Source organism: Streptomyces sp. 351MFTsu5.1, assembly GCF_000383655.1.
Classification (GTDB): domain Bacteria; phylum Actinomycetota; class Actinomycetes; order Streptomycetales; family Streptomycetaceae; genus Streptomyces; species Streptomyces griseorubiginosus.
This window is the reverse complement of record NZ_KB911778.1, coordinates 180,039-198,393: the sequence shown is the minus strand read 5'-3', so window position 1 is coordinate 198,393 and position 18,355 is coordinate 180,039. Positions and strand designations below refer to the sequence as shown.

At 71.7% G+C, this 18,355-nt stretch carries 12 protein-coding genes; 7 read left to right on the top strand and 5 right to left on the bottom strand.

The features are described from left to right. The first annotated feature begins 10 nt into the window (after positions 1–10). Entirely contained in the window at positions 11–1,360 is a 1,350-nt protein-coding gene (locus H295_RS0110500; protein WP_020135319.1) for a diacylglycerol/lipid kinase family protein, read from the top strand. Between the two features lie 122 nt (positions 1,361–1,482). Here H295_RS0110500 and H295_RS0110495 read toward each other — a convergent pair whose 3' ends face one another. From H295_RS0110495 to H295_RS0110475, 5 genes are all read right to left on the bottom strand, one after another. After that, positions 1,483–2,028 (bottom strand): hypothetical protein, encoded by a 546-nt coding sequence (locus tag H295_RS0110495; RefSeq protein WP_020135318.1) that lies wholly within the window; start codon positions 2,026–2,028, stop codon positions 1,483–1,485. 28 nt (positions 2,029–2,056) lie between these two features. After that, entirely contained in the window at positions 2,057–2,602 is a 546-nt protein-coding gene (locus H295_RS43075; RefSeq protein WP_051135531.1) for an RDD family protein, read from the bottom strand. Then, a complete protein-coding gene (locus tag H295_RS43070; RefSeq protein WP_020135316.1) occupies positions 2,599–3,600 on the bottom strand; it encodes a hypothetical protein in 1,002 nt (333 codons plus the stop codon). The genes H295_RS43075 and H295_RS43070 overlap by 4 nt, the downstream gene beginning before the upstream one ends. A 5-nt stretch (positions 3,601–3,605) precedes the next feature. Beyond that, on the bottom strand, positions 3,606–5,396 hold the full coding sequence (locus tag H295_RS0110480; RefSeq protein ID WP_020135315.1) for a SulP family inorganic anion transporter: 1,791 nt from the start codon (positions 5,394–5,396) through the stop codon (positions 3,606–3,608). Positions 5,397–5,603: 207 nt separating this feature from the next. Further along, entirely contained in the window at positions 5,604–8,558 is a 2,955-nt protein-coding gene (locus H295_RS0110475; protein WP_234021588.1) for a GH59 galactosidase, read from the bottom strand. 168 nt (positions 8,559–8,726) lie between these two features. Between H295_RS0110475 and H295_RS0110470 the strand changes: the two genes are divergently transcribed. The 6 genes from H295_RS0110470 to H295_RS0110445 all read left to right on the top strand — a co-directional run bounded on the left by H295_RS0110470 (position 8,727) and on the right by H295_RS0110445 (position 18,354). Further along, the gene (locus tag H295_RS0110470; RefSeq protein ID WP_078616617.1) at positions 8,727–10,541 is read left to right on the top strand and encodes an ABC transporter ATP-binding protein; all 1,815 of its coding nucleotides are present in this window, start codon (positions 8,727–8,729) and stop codon (positions 10,539–10,541) included. 913 nt (positions 10,542–11,454) lie between these two features. Next, positions 11,455–12,825, top strand: a complete 1,371-nt coding sequence (locus H295_RS0110465; RefSeq protein ID WP_020135312.1) for a sugar transferase — start codon at positions 11,455–11,457, stop codon at positions 12,823–12,825. A 73-nt stretch (positions 12,826–12,898) separates the two neighbouring features. Beyond that, positions 12,899–14,215: a nucleotide sugar dehydrogenase gene (locus H295_RS0110460; RefSeq protein ID WP_020135311.1), complete on the top strand. Its 1,317-nt coding sequence runs from the start codon at positions 12,899–12,901 to the stop codon at positions 14,213–14,215. Next, complete coding sequence (locus tag H295_RS0110455; protein ID WP_020135310.1) at positions 14,205–15,470, top strand: glycosyltransferase family 4 protein; 1,266 nt, start codon at positions 14,205–14,207, stop codon at positions 15,468–15,470. The genes H295_RS0110460 and H295_RS0110455 overlap by 11 nt, the downstream gene beginning before the upstream one ends. Then, entirely contained in the window at positions 15,467–16,837 is a 1,371-nt protein-coding gene (locus H295_RS0110450; RefSeq protein WP_020135309.1) for a Wzz/FepE/Etk N-terminal domain-containing protein, read from the top strand. The genes H295_RS0110455 and H295_RS0110450 overlap by 4 nt, the downstream gene beginning before the upstream one ends. Beyond that, a complete protein-coding gene (locus tag H295_RS0110445) occupies positions 16,834–18,354 on the top strand; it encodes a Wzz/FepE/Etk N-terminal domain-containing protein (protein ID WP_020135308.1) in 1,521 nt (506 codons plus the stop codon). The genes H295_RS0110450 and H295_RS0110445 overlap by 4 nt, the downstream gene beginning before the upstream one ends. Position 18,355: the final 1 nt, after the last annotated feature.

The following is an 18,355-nucleotide window of genomic DNA, read 5'->3' as shown; positions in this document are numbered from 1 at the left end:
GGGCGAGGACATGGAACGGCAGCAGCGCGACGGTGCACGCACCGGCAGCGTCCTCCGGGCCCGCCTCGCCCTCCTCGCCCTGCTGTGCAGCGTCCTGGTACCGCTCCTGGTGGCCGGACTGCGCAGTGTGCTGTGGGCCCTCGTAGGCATCGCCGGACTGGCGGTCGCCGCCGTCGGGGTGTGGTGGACGCTGGCCCACACCGGTGTGCTGCGCGTCCTCGGGCTGGTGCTGTCGGTGACCGCGCCGCTCACCGTGCTCTCCCTGTACGCCGCGTCGGGCATGCTGGGCCCGGCCTGTCTGTCCCTGGTCCTGTGGGTGCTGGCCGTCGCCTCGGCACGTACGGCCCTCGCGCCCCCGCGCTCCCCGGCCCGGCGGGCACCGGCACCGCGCGATCCCTGGGTCGTGATGAACCCCCGGTCCGGCGGCGGCAAGGTGGGACGCTTCGGCCTGGTGGAGAAGGCCCGGTCCGCCGGCGCCCGCGTCGTGCTGCTCGACGGGAACCAGGACGTGGTGCAACTCGCCCGGCAGGCCGTGGCCGAGGGCGCCGACCTGCTGGCGGTGGCCGGCGGCGACGGCACCCAGGCCCTGGTCGCCGAGGTGGCGGCCCGGCACGACCTGCCCTTCGTGGTGATCCCCGCCGGGACCCGCAACCACTTCGCCCTCGATCTCGGTCTCGACCGCGACGATCCGGCGGCAGCCCTCGAAGCCCTCACCGACGGCGTGGAACAGCCCGTGGACCTCGGCTTCGCCGCGGACCGGGTGTTCGTCAACAACGCGTCGTTCGGGACGTACGCCTCCGTGGTCGCCGACCCCGCCTACCGCGACGCCAAGCTGCACACGACCCTGCGGACCCTTCCCGGACTGCTCACCGGCGAGGACGCGCCGGGCCTGCGGATGCGGACCGGCGCCACGCAGGTAGGCGGACTCCAGGCGCTCCTCGTCAGCAACAACCCCTATCTGCGGGCCGTCGACGCGGCCCGCCCCGGACGCCGGGAACGCCTCGACTCGGGGCTGCTCGGAGTGCTGGGCGTGCGCGTCGCGAACACCGCGCAGGCGGCCCGCCTGGTGCGCGGTGAGCGCTCCGGGTCCGTCATGCGGCTGCGGGTCGACGAGGTCGTCGTGGACGCGGACACCAGCGACATCGCGGTCGGCATCGACGGGGAACACGTCCTGCTGCCGACCCCCGTGGTCTGCCGCAGCGAGCCGGGAGCGCTCCGGGTCCGCGTACCCCGCCACCGCCCCGGCAGGCCGGTACTCGCGGCACCGGCCGACTGGCGGCGCGTGGCCCGGCTGGCCCGGGGCGGGCGGGGTGCCGGGGCTGCGGCGCGGGGCTCCGCCGTGCAGGAGCCGGACGCCTGACTACTCGCGGCGCGGCCCGGCCCATTGCGACCGGTGACCTGTGCACGCGGCGCTCCGGCCGGGAGGCAGACGCTCCCGGCCGGAGACACGGGTCACCCGCGCCCGGCCACGTCACCCCGTCGTCACCCCGTCCTCGCGGTCAGCCGCCCGGAGGCCTGCTGCGCTGCCGTCAGGTCGTCGACGGTCTGGGTCGTCGCCAGCAGGTCCGCCGCCACCGGCGCCAGGGCCTGCGGGGTCAGGAAGCCCTCGGCGACGGGCAGCCCGCCCGCGTCCCGGATGGCCTCCCGCAGCGGCTTGGCCCACAGGTGCTCCAGCAGCACGAAGGCCGCCGCCGTACCGGGCAGGAGTTCCTCCGCGAGCGCCCTGAGATCACGCGGAGTGAACCCGAAGGCCCTGGTGCCGGGGCCGTACTCCGGTGCGCCGCGCGTCGCGTCCGGGAAACGGGGCGTCAGACCGAGCAGCGCCTCGACGGTCTCACCCATGCCCTCCGCCTCGTAGTTGAGGCCGACCGTGTCGCCGTCGATCTCCTTCTGGAGGAACAGCACGTCCAGGACCCGGATCTGCCCCTTGCCCTCCAGGACAGCCAGCTCCTGGAGGACACGGCCCTCGAACGCCGCGTCGGGGCCGAACTCGATGGTCAGCAACTGCACCGGACCGAGTGTCGCCATGACTTCTCTCCCTTTCTCCGCCCCGGGCTCATCCCATCCGGCCGCGCGCATCCCGCGCCTCACCCGCGGAAGGTGAACCCGTAGGACGTGAACCCGTAGGACGGTTGCGCGTACGGCCGTACCAGTCGTGCACGACGGCACTGCCCGTCACCGCGTCCTGGAGCGACGCACCGCGCCGGCTGAACGGGATCCACAACAGCCCCACGGGCAGCGCGACACAGAGCAGGGCCCGGATCAGGGCCGCGCCCGAGGTGAGGCGCCGCCCCGAACGGTCCGTCACCCGCAGGCCCATCAGCTGGTCCCCGGCGGTCCGCCCGCCGAAGAGCCACCCGCAGGCGAGGTAGACGACGAGGGCCCCGGAGCCGAGAGCCGCGGTGGCGGCGGGCCCGGGGTCGGGGAACGCGAACGGCGGGCCCACCAGCAGCCGGTGGGCCGCGGCGTACCCGGCCTCGGCGGCCAGCAGGATCGCCAGCACCACGAGCAGGTCCACTGCGGCCGCCGCCGTCCGCGACACCAACCCCGCCGGACGCCCCTGCACTTCCTGCGGGCGACGGGCGCGGGCCGGGGCTGTCACGGCGTCTCCACCGGTGCGGCCGGCCCGTCGGAGAGCCCGCCCGCCCCGGACGCGCCCGCCCGGTGCAGCAGCCGGTCCGTGAGCCGCTGCACCAGCCGGTCGGCGCGGGCGTTCTGCTCACGGAACGAGTCCAGCGTCTCCGCGGTGATGCTTCCGCCGGTGTCCCGCACCACCCGGCCGAGGTCGAGTTCGTCGAGCACCGACTCGGCGTACGCCACGAGGTCGAGTCGGGCGAGCACGGGGTCCGGGTCGACGCGGGCGAGCAGGGCGTCGAGGTCCACCCGGTCGAGGACGCCGTCGAGGTCGACGCGGGCCAGCACGGCGTCCAGGTCGACGCGCGCGGGCGCCGCGTCGAGGTCGAGTCGGGCGAGCACGGGGTCCGGGTCGACGCGGGCGAGCAGGGCGTCGAGGTCCACCCGGTCGAGGACGCCGTCGAGGTCGACGCGGGCCAGCACGGCGTCCAGGTCGACGCGCGCGAGCACCGCGTCGAGGTCGAGACGGGCGAGCACGGCGTCCAGGTCCACGCGGGCCAGCACCGCGTCCAGGTCCAGGCGGGCGGCGACGCGGTCGACGTCGAGGCGGTCGGCCACCGCGTCGACGTCGACCTCGTCGAGGACTGCGGCGGTCAGCGCACGCACCAGCGCCCGGGCGCGCAGTTCCGCCTCGGCACGGGCCCGCAGCCGCTCCGCCGCGCCGAGGGCACTCCAGCGCGCCACCCGGCGGGTAACGGCATCGGCCGCGAACGACGGCACGAGGACCCGTACCGCGGCGCGGGTGCAGGGCACGGCCACGGCGCCGACTCCGGTCACGACCGCGCGCGACCGGCGCCGCAGCTCCCACGCGAGACCGAACGCCGCGTCCGGTACGGCCGGCGAGCCCCGGCGCCGTACCCGTGCCGCGCCCTCGGCGGTGCCCGTGACGGCCCGTACGGCGAGATCGACCAGCCCCACGGCCAGCCGTGCCGCCTCCGTGGCGGCTCCCCTGTCGTTGCTGCCCATCCGCCTCACCTCCTGTCGAGCGGTCGGGTGTCGGAGCCGACGGACCACTCGGCCCCGGTACTGCGGCTGAAGGCGGTGACGGCGGCCTCCACGGTGGGGAAGAACCGGTCGGGATCGATGGTGCGGGTGAGCCCGTAGCGCTCGATCTTCCGCCGCACCGGGTCCTTGAGTTCGGCGAAGACCAGCCGGACGTGCCGGACGCTGAGCGCGGTGTCGAGTTCGTGCAGCACGTCCGCCGCGGTGGTGTCCACGTCCGTCATGGGCTCCGCGGCGACGACGATCCAGCGCGGCCCGGGATCGGCACCGGCCAGTCGCCGCACCTCGTCGCGGAAGCTCTTGGCGTTGGCGAAGAACAGCGGCGCGTCGAACCGGTAGATGACCAGCCCCGGCAGCCTGTCCGCGCCCGGGTAGGAGCGGATGTCGTGGTACCCCTCCAGGCCCGGCACCCGCCCGAGCACGGTGTCGTACGGCCACCAGGCCCGCCGGAAGACGTTGAGGACCGACAGCCCGACCGCGATCGCGATGCCGGGCAGCACCCCGAGCACGGCGACCCCGACGAACGCGGCGACGCACAGAGAGAATTCGGTCCGTCGCTGCCGCCACAGCCGTATCGCGCCCGGGATGTCGGCCAGCGACAGGGACGCGGCGATGACCACGGCGGCCAGCGCGGGCTGCGGGAGGTTGCGGAACAGGCCCGGCACCAGCACCAGCATGAGCACGATCAGGACCGCGCCGACCACGCCGGTGAGCTGGGACTTCGCGCCCGTGCGCTCGGCGACCGCCGTACGGGAGCCGCTCGCGCTGACGGGGAAACCCTGAAAGAGCCCGGCTGCCAGGTTCGCCGCCCCGACCCCCGCCATCTCCTGGTTCCCGTGCACCTCCTGCCCGGTACGGGCCGCGAACGCCGACGAGTTGGAGATGGTGTCGGCCAGTGACACCACGGCGATCCCGAGGGCGCCGCCGAACAGCGGGACCAGGTCGTCGGCCCGTACGTGGGGAAGCGTGAACGGCGGGAAGCCCTCCGGCAACCGGCCGACCAGCCCCACGCCGTGCTCGTCGAGGTCGAGGAGCGAGGCCGCCGCGATCGCGAGGGCGACCATCACGAGCACGGCGGGCACCTTGGGAAGCAACCGCTGCAACAGCAGGATCAGGACCAGCCCCGAGATGCCCACGGCCGCCGCCGCGGGTACCGTCGCCCCCTCGGCCAGCTTCCGTACCAGTCCCGCGCACTCGCCGAGCAGGTTGTCCGCGTCGACCTTGAACCCGAGCAGCTTCGGCAACTGGCCGATGAGGATGGTCAGGGCCAGGCCGTTCATGTAGCCGATCATCGTCGGCTTGGAGATGAGGTCCGCGATGAAACCGAGGCGGGCCACGGAGGCGAGGATCATGATGCCGGCCACCATGAGCCCGAGCATCGAGGCCAGGGCGACCGCCCGCTCCGGATCCCCGTCCGACGCGACGAGGGGGAGCACGGTGGCGGCGATCATCGGGCCGAGCGAGGAGTCGGGCCCGAGCACCAGGATCCGGGACGGGCCGCACACCGCGTAGCCGAGGAGGCACAGGATCGTGGTGTATAGGCCGGTGATCGGCGGCAGCCCCGCGAGTTCCGCGTACGCCATGCCCTGCGGGACGAGCAGGGTGGTGAGGGCGATCCCGGCCACCACGTCCTTGGCCAGCCACTCGCGCCGGTAGCCCGTGAGCGCCTGGATCCCCGGCACGGCTCGCAGCCGGTCCCACGGCCCCCGGACGTCGTGACCGGGGGTCGTGGACCGTCCCTGCGACTGCTGGCCGTCCATCCGCCCTTCCCGACCTCGTCACGGCCCTCGACTGGTCCTCGGGCGCGGAACGCTGTGCCCCTCAAGGATCCGACCACCCCGCCCGCACGGCTTCACCCCGCGAGGGTGACCGAGAGGACTGGGGAGCTCGGGACCGGGAAGGACGGGGGTCGGGAAGGACGGGGCCGGGAAGAACCGTGCCGGGAACCCGCGAAGCTCCCGCCTCGGTCAGGCCCCCTCCCGCACCAGCCCGTCCCGCGCCGCGGTGAGCCGGTTCGCGACTTGGGCGACGCCGATGACGTCGAGGCCCCGCTGCCCGTCCACGGCGGCCCTGGCCGCCGAGCGGGTGGCGCTGAACACGGCCCAGGAGTCCGCCGTCCATTCGGACCGGTCAGGGGATCCCACGGTGTCCAGGGCGGTGCGCAGCGGCGTGGTGTCGACCCGGCCGTCCACGTCACCGGAGATCGCGGTGAAGGCGTCGAGCACGATCGTCCCGGACCGCAGGGTGAACGTGGCCGTGTGCCGGCCCTCCCGCAGCCCGCGGAGCCGGTAGGTCGCCTGGCGCTTGTCGGTGGCGACCGTCCGCGCGTCCCGGGCGAGCGGCCGTCCGTCCAAGGTGACGTCGAGAACGGCACTGCCGTCGTTCCCGCCGATGACGTCGAGGCCCGTGCCGGTGAACGGGACGGTCACGGACGCACCGGCGCTCGCGCCGGTCGATGTCGACCGGTACCAGTTCATCGCGTCCCCGAGGGAGGCGTTCCGGCTCCACGGGCCGGTGTAGGAGACCGAGCCGTCCATGTTGTCGGTCAGCGCCGTGGCGTACGGCGTGTAGCCGGCGACCTTCTCCACCTTCAGGTTGTCGAAGCCGACCTTGTGGAAGTCGGAGCCGAGCTTGACGCGGCCCCCGGTCACCGGCGTCGGGTCCTGGTACTCGGCCACGGCCTGGCCGTCGACGGAGACGGTGACCCGCGCGTCCTTGGCCTCGACGGTGAGGCGGTAGCGGTCGGCCGGGGCGACCGTCCCGGTGCGGAGCGCCGTGCCGTAGCGGTAGAAGGTCCAGTTCCCGGCCGGTCCGATCCCGATGCCGTACGCGGCGTCGGTCGCCGCCATGCCCTTCTGCTGCCGTACGCCCAAGGTGGCCAGGCCGCCCTGCGGATCGGGGAAGGAGACGTCGACCGAGGCCTTGTAGTTCTCCCAACGGAAGTCACCGACCGTGGTGTTGGGGGTGTTCCGGTTCCAGGCGCCGGTGTCCTTCATGGACTGGTCCAGGTACTGGTAGAGGACGTTGTCGCCGTCGGAGTCCTTCCCCACCTCCCACGCACCCGTCTGGTCCACCAGGTAGCGCGGCTGGTTGCCCCGGGACGTGAGGTACGGCTGGGACACCGTGCGTGCGCCGTTGTCCGTGCCGACCCGGACCGGGCCCTCCTCCTCGTACCCGAAGTCGTCGGCGTACAGCACGCCGTCGCGGGTGTCGTGCCGTTTGCCGGTCGCGTCCGTGTCGAGCACGGTGCGGGCCCCGGACTCCGGGAGGCGTTGCCGCGTCGCCTTGTCGTGGCTGCGGTCGAGCGTGGTGAAGGTGACGATCGAGCGCGGCTTCACCGTGTAGGTGTAGAACCCCTCGCCGTCGGGGCGGAGTTCGGCGGCGAGGTGCTTGAAGTTCGCGTCGTAGGCCTGGCCGGGGTCGGCCGCGCGGGTCTCCCAGACCTCCATGGCCGGATCGTCGCCCAGCTCCATGTTCTCGGCCTTGATGCGATAACTCTTCGTCCGGTCGCTGTCGTTGACGGCGATCGTCGAGAAGTCCCGCTTCCTCGGGTCGGCGAGGGTCAGATAACTGGGCGCGCCGTTGGAGCCGTCGACGTTCTCGGTGCCGCTCACCCCGCTGTAGCTCGCCTCGGGCACGGTGCGCCAGATGCCGGCCGTGTTGGTGGCGTTCTCCCAGCCGGTTCTCGCGAACTGGGTGAAGTGCTGCATCATGTACAGCGCGGCGTCGTAGTGGATGTTCCCCGACCACGGATCGCGGGCGCTGACCAGTTCCTTGTGGCTGTACTGGGCGCCCTCGTAGAAGGCGCCGATGGCCGGCTGGAAGATGTAGTGGGTCCGCTTGGAGTTGGCGTAGCTCTTCACCGAGCGGTTGGCGACGTCCAGCGCGCTCTGCACGCCGCCGATACCCGTGCTCGCCCCGCCCGGGCCCTCGGTGTTGTTCACCCGGTAGTCCGTCCAGCCGAAGGAGCCGACGCCCTCGCTGTACCAGACCTCCTTGTCCTGACCTCCGGCGGCGGTCGCCAGCTTCGTGTAGGGCCGGTAGGTGGCGCTGTCCGTAGTGCCGTCGAGCCGGTCCTCGGTGGTGTAGTGGTAGCCCACCGCGTCGACCATGCCGAAGAGTTCGGTGTCCGTGAGCATCGCCGGGCCGATGTTCTTGGTCGTGTTCTCGTCCGAGGCCACGATCTTGATGCCGTGATACGCCGTCGCGGCGGCCCGTTGCTGACGGGGCGTCAAGTCATAGCGGGCGTCGGCGAATTCGGTGTCGTTCGTCAGGGCGTTCTTGTACCACTTGACGAAGGAGAGGTCCGGCTTCGTGGTCTCGTTGGTGTCCGGATCGACGTAGTCGACCATGTACCCGTACTTCTCGTACGCGTCGAGGATCGTCTCCTTGTACCACTTGTACATCTCGTCGGTGCCGGTGCCCTTGTTCCACTCGGTCTGCACCCACTGGGGCATCACCCAGCGCAGGATCGAGACCTTCAGGCCCGGGTTCACCGTCTTGGCGTCGGCTGCCAGCTGGAAACCGGGGGAGCGGGACGCGTCGGCGAGCTCGTCCGCCGTGCGCATGGTCGCCGGGTCGGAGCCGGTCGAGGTGTTGGTGTCCGAACCCATCTCGATCTTCACATGGTTGATCAGCGGGTTCCGCCCGCCGAACAGCACCCGGATCAGCTGCCAGTACCGCTCCGGGTGCTCCGCCTTGTAGTCCATCAGCAGATTGCTCGTGCTGTTGCAGCTGAGCAGGCCGAGGCCCTTGTAGGTGAGACCGTTGACGTTGTCGGCGCGTACGTCGTGCCCGTCGACCACGACCTGCACCGGATCGTCCGCGGAGTGGGCGGCCGGTGCCGCGGTCACCCCTGCCGCCAGTGCCATGGTGGTCGCCGCGGCGAGCGACGCCCAGCCGAATCCTCGCTTCATACCCATTCGGGGGACCGTAGGTGGCAAGCGCTTTCTGGGTCAATCCCCTTGCGCCACTTGAGAGTTGCCGAATCCCTCAGGTCCTCACCCGTCGTAAAACACGTGGACCGCGAGACCGCGGCCACGGGACACTTCCCGACTCGGACCGTTACTCCCCATACACACAGGGTTAGGATGCAGACGCCTGAGCTGGAGAAAATCGCACCGCGCAGGGGCGCGGTGCTCCTCGCACTTCGTTACTACGGACGGGAGTTGGCCCGCCTGCGCCGGCTGACGGCTCCCGCCATGCTGATGTTCGCGCTGGGCAACATCGGCCTCAACTACCTCGCCCCGCTGGTCGTGGCCAAGCTGGCCGGAGACATCGCCGGCGGCGCCGAACTCACCATCCGGTCGGCCCTGCCGTACGTCCTGGGTTTCGCCGGTGTCCTGCTGGTGGCGGAGGCGCTGTGGCGGGTCGCCCTGCACTGCATGAACCGCCTCGACGCCCTCGGCATCGAGCACCTGTACATCATCGGGATGGACGAACTCTTCGCCAAGGACGCGGCGTTCTTCCACGACAACTTCGCCGGGTCGCTCACCAAGCGCGTCCTGAGCTTCGCCACCCGCTTCGAGCCCTTCGTCGACACCTTGTGCTTCCAGGTCGTGGGCAGCGTCGTGCCGCTGCTGTTCGGCTCGGTGGTGCTCTGGCGGTACGAACCGCTGCTCGTCGTGGGGCTGTTGACGATGATCGTGGTGACGGCGCTGGTCGCGGCACCCCTCATCCGGCGCCGTCAGGAACTGGTCGCCGAACGCGAGGCGGCGGTCGCCCGGGTGTCCGGGCACGTCGCCGACAGCCTGATGAACATGGACACCGTCCGGGCGTTCGGCGCCGAGGAACGGGAGGCCGCCGAGCACCGGTCGCGCGTCGCGGCCTCACGCCGGCTCATGCTCAGGTCGTGGGACTACGGCAACCTGCGCATCGACACCTTCGTCGCACCGATGTCGGTGCTGACCAACGCGCTGGGGCTGCTGCTCGCGGTGACCCTGGGTGGGGGCGAGCACGGCGTGGAGGCGGTGGTGGTCGCCTTCACCTACTACTCCAACGCCACCCGGATCATGTTCGAGTTCAACCAGATCTACCGTCGGCTGGAGAGCTCGATGACGGAGGCCGCGCAGTTCACCGAGCTGCTGCTGACCCCGCCGACCGTGCTCGACCCGCCGTCGCCCGAGCCGCTGGTGCCCGGGGCCGCCGACGTCCGCTTCGAGGGGGTGCACTTCAGCCACGCGGGAGCGGAGCGGCTCTTCGAGGGGCTCGACCTCGTCGTGCCCGGCGGGACCAAGGTCGGTCTCGTCGGACGCTCCGGCGGCGGCAAGACCACGCTCACCCGGCTGCTGCTGCGGATGCAGGACATCGAGGGCGGCCGGATCCTGATCGGCGGCCAGGACATCAGCAGGCTGCGCCAGACCGACCTGCGCTCCCTGATGGCCTACGTCCCGCAGGATCCGGCCATGTTCCACCGCACCCTGCGCGACAACATCGCCTTCGCCCGGCCGGAGGCCACCGAGGCCGAGATCCGCCGGGCCGCCGAGGCGGCCCACGTCACGGAGTTCGCCGACGCGCTGCCGGACGGCTTCGACACGCTGGTGGGGGAGCGGGGCGTGAAACTGTCCGGCGGCCAGCGCCAGCGGGTCGCCCTCGCCCGGGCGATCCTGCGGGACGCGCCGATCCTGCTCCTCGACGAGGCGACCAGCGCGCTGGACTCGGAGAGCGAGATCCTGGTCCAGGAGGCGCTGTGGCGGCTCATGGAGGGGCGGACGGCGCTGGTGGTGGCCCACAGGCTGAGCACGGTCGCGGGCATGGACCAGCTCGTCGTCCTCGACCGCGGGCGGATCGTGGAGCAGGGCAGCCACCAGGAACTGCTCACGCTGGACGGACCGTACGCGAAGCTGTGGCACCACCAGTCGGGGGGCTTCCTCGAAGACAGCCCGGTGGAGGCCGAGTTGCGCTGAGCGGTGCGAGTGCGGGCAGGGAGGACAGATGACCGGCGGCGTCCCGCGCGGGACGCCGCCCGGGCCGGCGGGAGTGCAGGGGCAGGTTCCGGACCGTGATCGGACTGCGTCGGTTCGACGTCCGCTTCTGCACTTCGCTGATCCCGATCCGAACGCCGATGACAGCATGTGCGGTGCGTATGAGTCGTTTTCAGCCTTCGGTCGGCAGTGTCCTGATCGGCCCCACTGCCGGGCAATCAGTGCGCGTGATACCGCCCTGCAACCGTGGACCGCCGTCTTCGCAGGTCACGAGGGTCGCTTCGGTGGTCGAAGCGTGTGCAGCGGTGACGACTCCGTTGACTCATCTCCAAATCGTAAGCACATATTCCACACATGCCCCCTTGCGGACGGGTCTTGATGGTCTAGATTGACCTTGCTGCCCATGGTGGGACACGGGGCGACAAATAGTGATCTATTGGTCTGACGCTGCGGACATTGAGCAGAAACGTCTCGGCGTCGGGCTCGGGGTGGTTGGTTCTTGGAACCCGAGGGGGGCTTCGGGTGCGCGGGGAGCATCCGGGGTTTCAGTGGGGTCCGGAACAACTCAAAGTCTGGCGGAACGTGCAAGTCTACTTTCTTCCTGGGTGGGTCCTTTACTCAGTGTTGACCTAGGCATGTCATCCGGGGGGTGATGCGCCTCCCGGGAGAAGTACAGCGCGGCGTGGGGCGGGGGCCTGCGAGGAACGGTGCGGGAGGCGGGGGCCTCCCGGAGGGGGGTAGGAACGATGTCTGGCAATCAGGTCGTACCACTGGGGACCGGGGGGCTTCCGTGCCGGATGGGGGGATAGCCAGGCCCTTTCCGGCGGCGCACGAGCTGACGGACAGGGCGACAGGACAGTCGGCGAACGACTGGGAACAGCGCTACCGCCGAACCGTGATCACCAGCGACACGGTGACCACCGCCTTCGTGGTGGCGGGGATCGGCGAGTTCTTCGGGGCCCGGGACGCGGCCAACTGGCATGAGAAATGGGGCATTCTCGCGTTCGGCACCGAACTGCTGGTGCTGGCCGCGCTCGCGGTGGGCCGGGCGTGGGCACCGGCCGTGCTCGGCCAGGGTGCCGAGGAGTTCCGCAGGCTCGGACGTTCCCTGTTCGCGGCGACCGTCGTGCTCGCGCTCGGCGGGATCGCCCTCACCTCACGCAACATCAAGCTCTGGATCTTCGTCGCGATCCCCGCCATCGCGCTGGTCACCATGACCGCGCGCTATGTGCTCCGCCTCGGGCTGCACAAGCAGCGCAAGGAAGGGCAGTGCCTGAGACCGGTGCTCGCCGCCGGGAGCCCGGCCACCGTGAGCGACCTGATCAACCGCACCCGCAAGTTCCCGCACCTCGGCTGGCGGGTGGACGGGGTGTGCACGACGGAGGGCCGCGGGTTCGACGACGACGAACTGGACGGAGTGCCGGTCGTCGGTCAGCTCACGGACGTCGCCAAGTACGTGGAGAACGACGGCTACCGGGTCGTCGCGGTCACACCGGACCCGTACTGGACTCCGGAGCGCTTGCAGCGGCTGGCCTGGAACCTCGAGGGCAGCGAGGCCGAGATGGTCGTGGCCCCGGTCCTGATGGAGGTGGCCGGCCCACGGCTGCACGTCGACGCCGTGCTCGGGATCCCGCTGCTGCGGGTCAGCATGCCGACGTTCACCGGCGGCCGCCGGGCCATCAAGGCGGTCGTCGACCGGCTGGGCTCGGCGTTCCTGCTGATCCTGTTCGCGCCGCTGATGCTCCTCGTCGGACTGCTCGTGGTGGCGGACAGCCGGGGCGGGGCGTTCTACAGCCAGCGCCGGGTCGGCAAGGACGGCCGGGAGTTCACCATCCTCAAGTTCCGCACCATGGTCGCCGACGCCGACCAGGTACGCGCCCAGCTGGCCGACCGCAACGAGGGCGCGGGGCTGCTGTTCAAGATGCGCCGGGACCCGCGGGTGACCCGGGTCGGCACCGTGCTGCGCCGGTACTCGCTCGACGAACTCCCGCAGCTGTTCAACGTATTGACCGGATCGATGTCGCTCGTCGGTCCACGCCCTCCGCTGCCGGAGGAGTCCGCCGCGTACGGCCCGGACATCCGGCGGCGACTGCTGGTCAAGCCCGGCCTCACCGGCCTGTGGCAGATCAGCGGACGCAGCGACCTGCCGTGGGAGGAGGCCGTCCGCCTCGACCTGCGGTACGTGGAGGACTGGTCGCTCGCCCTGGACGCGGTGATCCTGTGGAAGACGCTGCGCGCGGTGCTCTACGGCCAGGGGGCCTACTGATGTGCGGGGGGCGCCGTCCGAGGGGCGGGCAGACAGCGGGCCACAAGGGCCTGGCTGGGGGGAGGAACGGGTCATGAGAATCAGCGTGTTCGGGCTCGGCTACGTGGGCTGCGTGTCGGCCGCGTGCCTGGCCCACATGGGGCACGAGGTCATCGGCGTGGACGTCAACCAGGTGAAGGTCGACCTGGTCAACGACGGCAAGGCCCCGGTGGTCGAGGAGCGGATCGGCGAACTCACCGCCGACGTCGTGCGGTCCGGCGCGCTCCGCGCCACCACCGACGTCCGTGAGGCGATCCTGGGCAGCGAGGTGTCGCTGATCTGCGTGGGCACCCCGTCGGAGCCCAACGGCAGCCTGTGCACCACCTACTTGGAGCGGGTCACCGAGGAGATCGGCGCCGCGCTCGCCGAGCGGGGCGGCCGGCACACCGTGGTGTTCCGCAGCACCATGCTCCCGGGCACCTGTCTGAACCTCCTGGTGCCGATCCTGGAGAAGAACATCGGCGGCACCGCCGGAGTGGACGTCGGGGTCGCGGTCAACCCGGAATTCCTGCGCGAGGGCACCAGCGTGCGGGACTTCTTCGACCCGCCCAAGACGGTCATCGGCGAACTCGACCCGGCCAGCGGCGACGTGGTGGCGGCGCTGTACGAGAGCCTGCCCGGCGAGGTCTTCCGGGTGCCGGTCCCGACGGCCGAGGCGATCAAGTACGCGGACAACGCGTTCCACGGCCTCAAGATCGGCTTCGCCAACGAACTCGGCGCCGTGTGCCAGGCGTTGGGCGTGGACTCGCACCAGGTGATGGACGTGTTCCTCGCCGACCGCAAGCTCAACATCAGCCCCGCCTACCTGCGGCCCGGCTTCGCCTTCGGCGGCTCCTGCCTGCCCAAGGACCTGCGCAGCCTGGTGTACGCGGCACAGCGCGCCGACGTCTCGGTGCCGATCCTGTCCCACGTGCTGCCCTCCAACTCCGACCACCTCCAGCGAGCGGTGGACCTGGTGGAGCGCACCGGCAAGCGGAAGGTGGGCCTGTTCGGGCTGTCCTTCAAGCCCGGCACCGACGACCTCCGCGAGAGCCCGCTCGTCGAACTCGCGGAACGACTCCACGGCAAGGGGTACGACCTGCGGATCCACGACGCCAACGTGAGCCTGTCCCGGCTCATGGGCGCCAACCGCGAGTACATCGAGACGCGGCTGCCGCACCTCGCGCAGCTCCTCGCGGACTCCGTCGAGGAAGTCCTCGACCACGCGGAGGTGTGCCTGGTCGGGACCAAGGACCCGGCCGTCCTCGCGGCCCTGCCGCACGGCGGCGACCGGACGATCGTCGACCTCATCCGCCTTCCCGACGCCGAGACGCGCCGGACCGAACCGGGATACATGGGCCTTGCTTGGTAACGAAGTCAGCGGCGACGGCAACGGCCGGCGCGCGCTGATCCTGGTGGAGAACCTGTCGGTGCCGTTCGACCGGCGGGTGTGGCAGGAGTGCACGACGCTGCGCGACGCGGGCTGGGAGGTCCACGTCATCTGCCCGCAGGGGGAGAAGCGGGACACCGAGCCGGAGGCGGTGATCGACGGGGTGCGCATCCACCGGTACCCGTTGCGCGCCGCTACCGGAGGACCGTCCGGCTACCTCAAGGAGTACGGCTCCGCGCTCTGGCACACGGTCCGGCTGGCCCGCAAGGTCGGACCCGTCCACGTGGTGCACGCCTGCAACCCGCCCGACCTGCTGTTCCTGGCGGCCCGTTGGCTGCGGCGGCGCGGCGCACAGTTCGTCTTCGACCAGCACGACCTGGTGCCCGAGCTGTACCTCTCCCGTTTCGACCGCGGCAAGGACCTGCTCTACCGCGCCGTGTGCGCCGTGGAACGGCGGACCTACCGGGCCGCGGACGTGGTGCTCGCCACCAACGAGAGCTACAAGGACGTCGCCGTCAGCCGTGGCGGCAAGCGGCCCGAGGACGTCTTCGTGGTGCGCAGCGCCCCGCAGATCGAGCGGTTCCAACCGGTGCCCGCCGAACCGGAGTTGAAGAGCGGCAAGCCCCATCTGCTGTGCTACCTGGGCGTCATGGGCCCGCAGGACGGCGTCGACTACGCCCTGCGCGCCCTCGCCAAGCTGCGCGACGAGTTCGGGCGGACCGACTGGCACGCGGTGTTCGTCGGCTCGGGTGACGCCTTCGACGCCATGGTGGAGCTGTCCCGGGAGCTCGGGCTCACCGACCAGGTGCAGTTCACCGGGCGCATCCCGGACGCCGACCTGGTGCGCTACCTCTCCACCGCGGACGTGTGCCTGTCTCCCGACCCGCTCAACCCGCTCAACGACGTGTCGACCATGAACAAGGTCCTGGAGTACATGGCCATGGGCCGGCCGATCGTCTCCTTCGACCTGAAGGAGGCGCGCGTCTCCGCCGCTGAGGCCGCCGTCTACGCGCCCGCCAACGACGAGACCCGGTTCGCCGAGCTCATCACGGTGCTGCTGGACGACCCGGACCAGCGGGCCCGCATGGGCAAGATCGGCCAGGAGCGGATCGGCGGGCAGCTTTCCTGGCGCAACTCCCAGGCGTCACTGCTCGCCGCCTATGCCGCCGCCTGCCGGGACCGCGAGGCCCCTGCGAGCGGTTCGGTGCGCACGAGGAAGAAGAGGCAGCGCAGTTGAACGAAGACACCATCCGCCTTGTCACGATCGGGCGGATACTCCGGCGGCGGTGGCGGCTCCTGGCCGTCCTCGCCGCGCTGGGCGCACTGGTCGGCTACGGCACCTCGGTGCTGGTGTTCCCGCCGAGATACACCGCTTCGGCGCCCGTACTGCTGCCAGGGGTCTGGGAGGAGCGGGAGCTGCTCACGCAGGTCGACATCGCCACCAGCCTGACCGTGGTCGACCGTACGGCCGACGCCCTGCACTGGTCCGACGTCAGCAGCTCCGAGCTGCGGCATGACGTGAGTGCCTCGGCGGGCGACGGGAACATCATCACGATCTCCGGCACGGCCGACACCCCGCAGCGCGCGCAGCGGCTCGCCGACGGAGTGGCCCAGCAGTTCGTGCAGTTCGCCGCGCAGGTCGCGGGCAGCGGCACCGACGCCTCGGTGGCCGCGCAGACCGAGGCGCTGCGCAAGCAGGTGGCGGAGACCAACCGGCGCATCTCCGACCTGGCCGAGGCGGCCGATCCGGGACAGACCGTGGAGAGCGTGCAGTCCCGCACGGCGCTCGAGAACCTCCGCACCTCGCTGGAGGCGGCCATGAAGAAGCTGGAGGAAGCCGACCCGTCGGCCGGCAAGTCGGGCATGGTCGTCATGGGCCAGGCCGCCCTGCCCACCGGCGAGGCACCGCCGACGCGGATCCAGCTCATCGCCGGCGGGGCGCTGCTGTTCTTCCTGCTCGCGGTCGTCGGCCATCTCGTCGCCGCACGGATGAACCGCCGGCTGCGCACCGAACCCGCGATCGCCGCGGCACTGGGCTCGACGCCGCTGGGCGCCGTGGACGTGGCCGGTGACTGGCCCGCGCACCGGCCGAAGGGCTCGGGCCGGGGAGCCCGGATCAGCCGGCTCGTGGGCGCCGACACCCGCTGGGACGAACCGGCCCCGCAGAAGTCGGGCGACGAGGCCGGCCGGCGGCTCCGCTACCGGCGGGTGTGCGCCCGCCTCCGGGAACAGCTGCCGGCGCCCCGGCGGCTGCTGCTCGTCGTACCGGACGGCGACGAGATCGCCCGCCGGGCCGCGGGACAGCTCCTCGCCGAGGCCAAGAACGATCCGCAACTGCGCTTGGTGGAGGTGTCGGTGGACCGGCCGATCGTGCCGGACCGAGGGACGGAGAACGGTGCCGTGGTGGTGCTCAGCGCGAACAGCTGGACCGCGGAGGAGCTCGCCGGCATCGCCGAGGCGTGCGCGGAGGGCCGGCACGACGTCGTCGGTGTCGTCCTCGCGGGCCCGGTCCAGGCCGGCCCCACGCGTGCCGCCGCCGACCTGCCGGACGACGCCACGCTGACCTTCGCCGTTCCCCGCCCTGCGACAGGAGGCCGGGCGTGACCACGAACACGACGTCACCCGAGTCGACCACCACCCCGCTGCTGGACGTCCAGGCCCTCGTGGTCGCGGTGCGCAGGCGCCGCCGCCTGTGGTGCGGCATGGCGGTCCTGGGCTTCCTCGCCGGCCTCGCCGTCGCGGTCCTGCTGCCGCCGGCGCCGAGCGCGACGACCAAGGTGCTGGTCGCCCACGCGGACGACCAGCCGAACGACACCGGAACACTGATCCGCACCGACGTCGCGCTGCTCCAGACCACGCGCATCGCCGACACGGCCCTCAAGGCCCTCAAGTCCCCGGAGAAGCCCGAGGACTTCATGAAGGACTACCGGGGCACCGGACTCACCAACAACCTGCTCCAGATCGACGTCACCGGCGACGACGACGCGCAGGCGGTGGCCCGGGCCAAGGCGCTCGCCGACGCCTTCGTCGCGGACCACGTGCAGCGGATGAAGGCCACCGCGCAGGCCGAGTCCAAGGCCCTGCTCGACCAGCGCGACCGTACCCGCAACGAGCTCGCCTCGGTGAACAGGCAGATCAACGAGCGCGCCACGACCGGCGACACCACCGGGGCGGCGAGCCTCGAATCGCTCTACGCCCGCCGGGCCGAACTCAACTCGCGGATCTCCGACTTCGACCAGCGCGCCGCCGACGCCCGCACCGGGACGCCCGCCGTCATCGCCGGCACGCAGATCGTGGACGCCCCGAGCGCGGTACGGCACTCCCTGCCCAAGGCCGCCGCCACCGACGCCGGCATCGGACTCGTCCTCGGGCTCTTCCTCGGGCTCGCGCTGGCCGCGGTCGGCGTGGTGGTCGCGGACCGCCCCGTACTGCGCCGGGACATCGCCGCCAACCTGGGCGCCTCGGTCATCTCGGAGCTGCCCCGCAGGTCGGGCAGGCCGTGGCAGCGCCGACGCACCCGGCTGGCACGCGAACGGCTCACCACCTCCCTGGCCCGCACCGCGCGCGGCGCCGCGGAACCGCTGTCCCTGCTGGAACTGGGCTGCGCGCGCGACACGAGCGCGATCGCCCTGGACGTCGCCAGGGCGCTGGCGGCCGACGGGCCCGTGGCCGTCGTCGACGGTCTGCCGGGCTCGGAACTCTCCCGCCGCCGCTCCAAGCCGGGTGATCCCACCGTGGTCACCGGCCACCAGGCCGCGGGGGCCCCGGACCACGGCCGCCTGCTGGGCGTCGGCTCGGTGGCACCCGGCACCGCGTGGACCGACCTCCAGTACCTCGGCACCCAGACCGTGCTCGTCGTACGGGCCGGGCACGGCAGCGCCGCATGGCTGCACACCGTGGCACGACAGCTCGCGGACCAGCGCATCGCGGTGGTCGGCGTGGTGCTGATCGACCCCGATCCACGGGACCGGACCGACGGCACCCTCTGGGACGGGCTGCACATCGCGCTGCGGGGCCACAGCGAGCGCACCGCCCGGCAGAACGGCACAGCCCAGGTGAAGACGGAACGACAGCCGATGTGGGCCGCACGCGTCCCGGACAGCGACCAGGAGGTGCGGTAGG

Bases quoted from the DNA above. Each gene is read 5' to 3' on its own strand.
- H295_RS0110500 (WP_020135319.1), top strand. From the start codon at position 11: ATGGAACGGCAGCAGCGCGACGGTGCACGCACCGGCAGCGTCCTCCGG.
- H295_RS0110495 (WP_020135318.1), bottom strand. From the start codon at position 2,028: ATGGCGACACTCGGTCCGGTGCAGTTGCTGACCATCGAGTTCGGCCCC.
- H295_RS43070 (WP_020135316.1), bottom strand. From the start codon at position 3,600: ATGGGCAGCAACGACAGGGGAGCCGCCACGGAGGCGGCACGGCTGGCC.
- H295_RS0110480 (WP_020135315.1), bottom strand. From the start codon at position 5,396: ATGGACGGCCAGCAGTCGCAGGGACGGTCCACGACCCCCGGTCACGAC.
- H295_RS0110475 (WP_234021588.1), bottom strand. From the start codon at position 8,558: ATGGGTATGAAGCGAGGATTCGGCTGGGCGTCGCTCGCCGCGGCGACC.
- H295_RS0110470 (WP_078616617.1), top strand. From the start codon at position 8,727: ATGCAGACGCCTGAGCTGGAGAAAATCGCACCGCGCAGGGGCGCGGTG.
- H295_RS0110460 (WP_020135311.1), top strand. From the start codon at position 12,899: ATGAGAATCAGCGTGTTCGGGCTCGGCTACGTGGGCTGCGTGTCGGCC.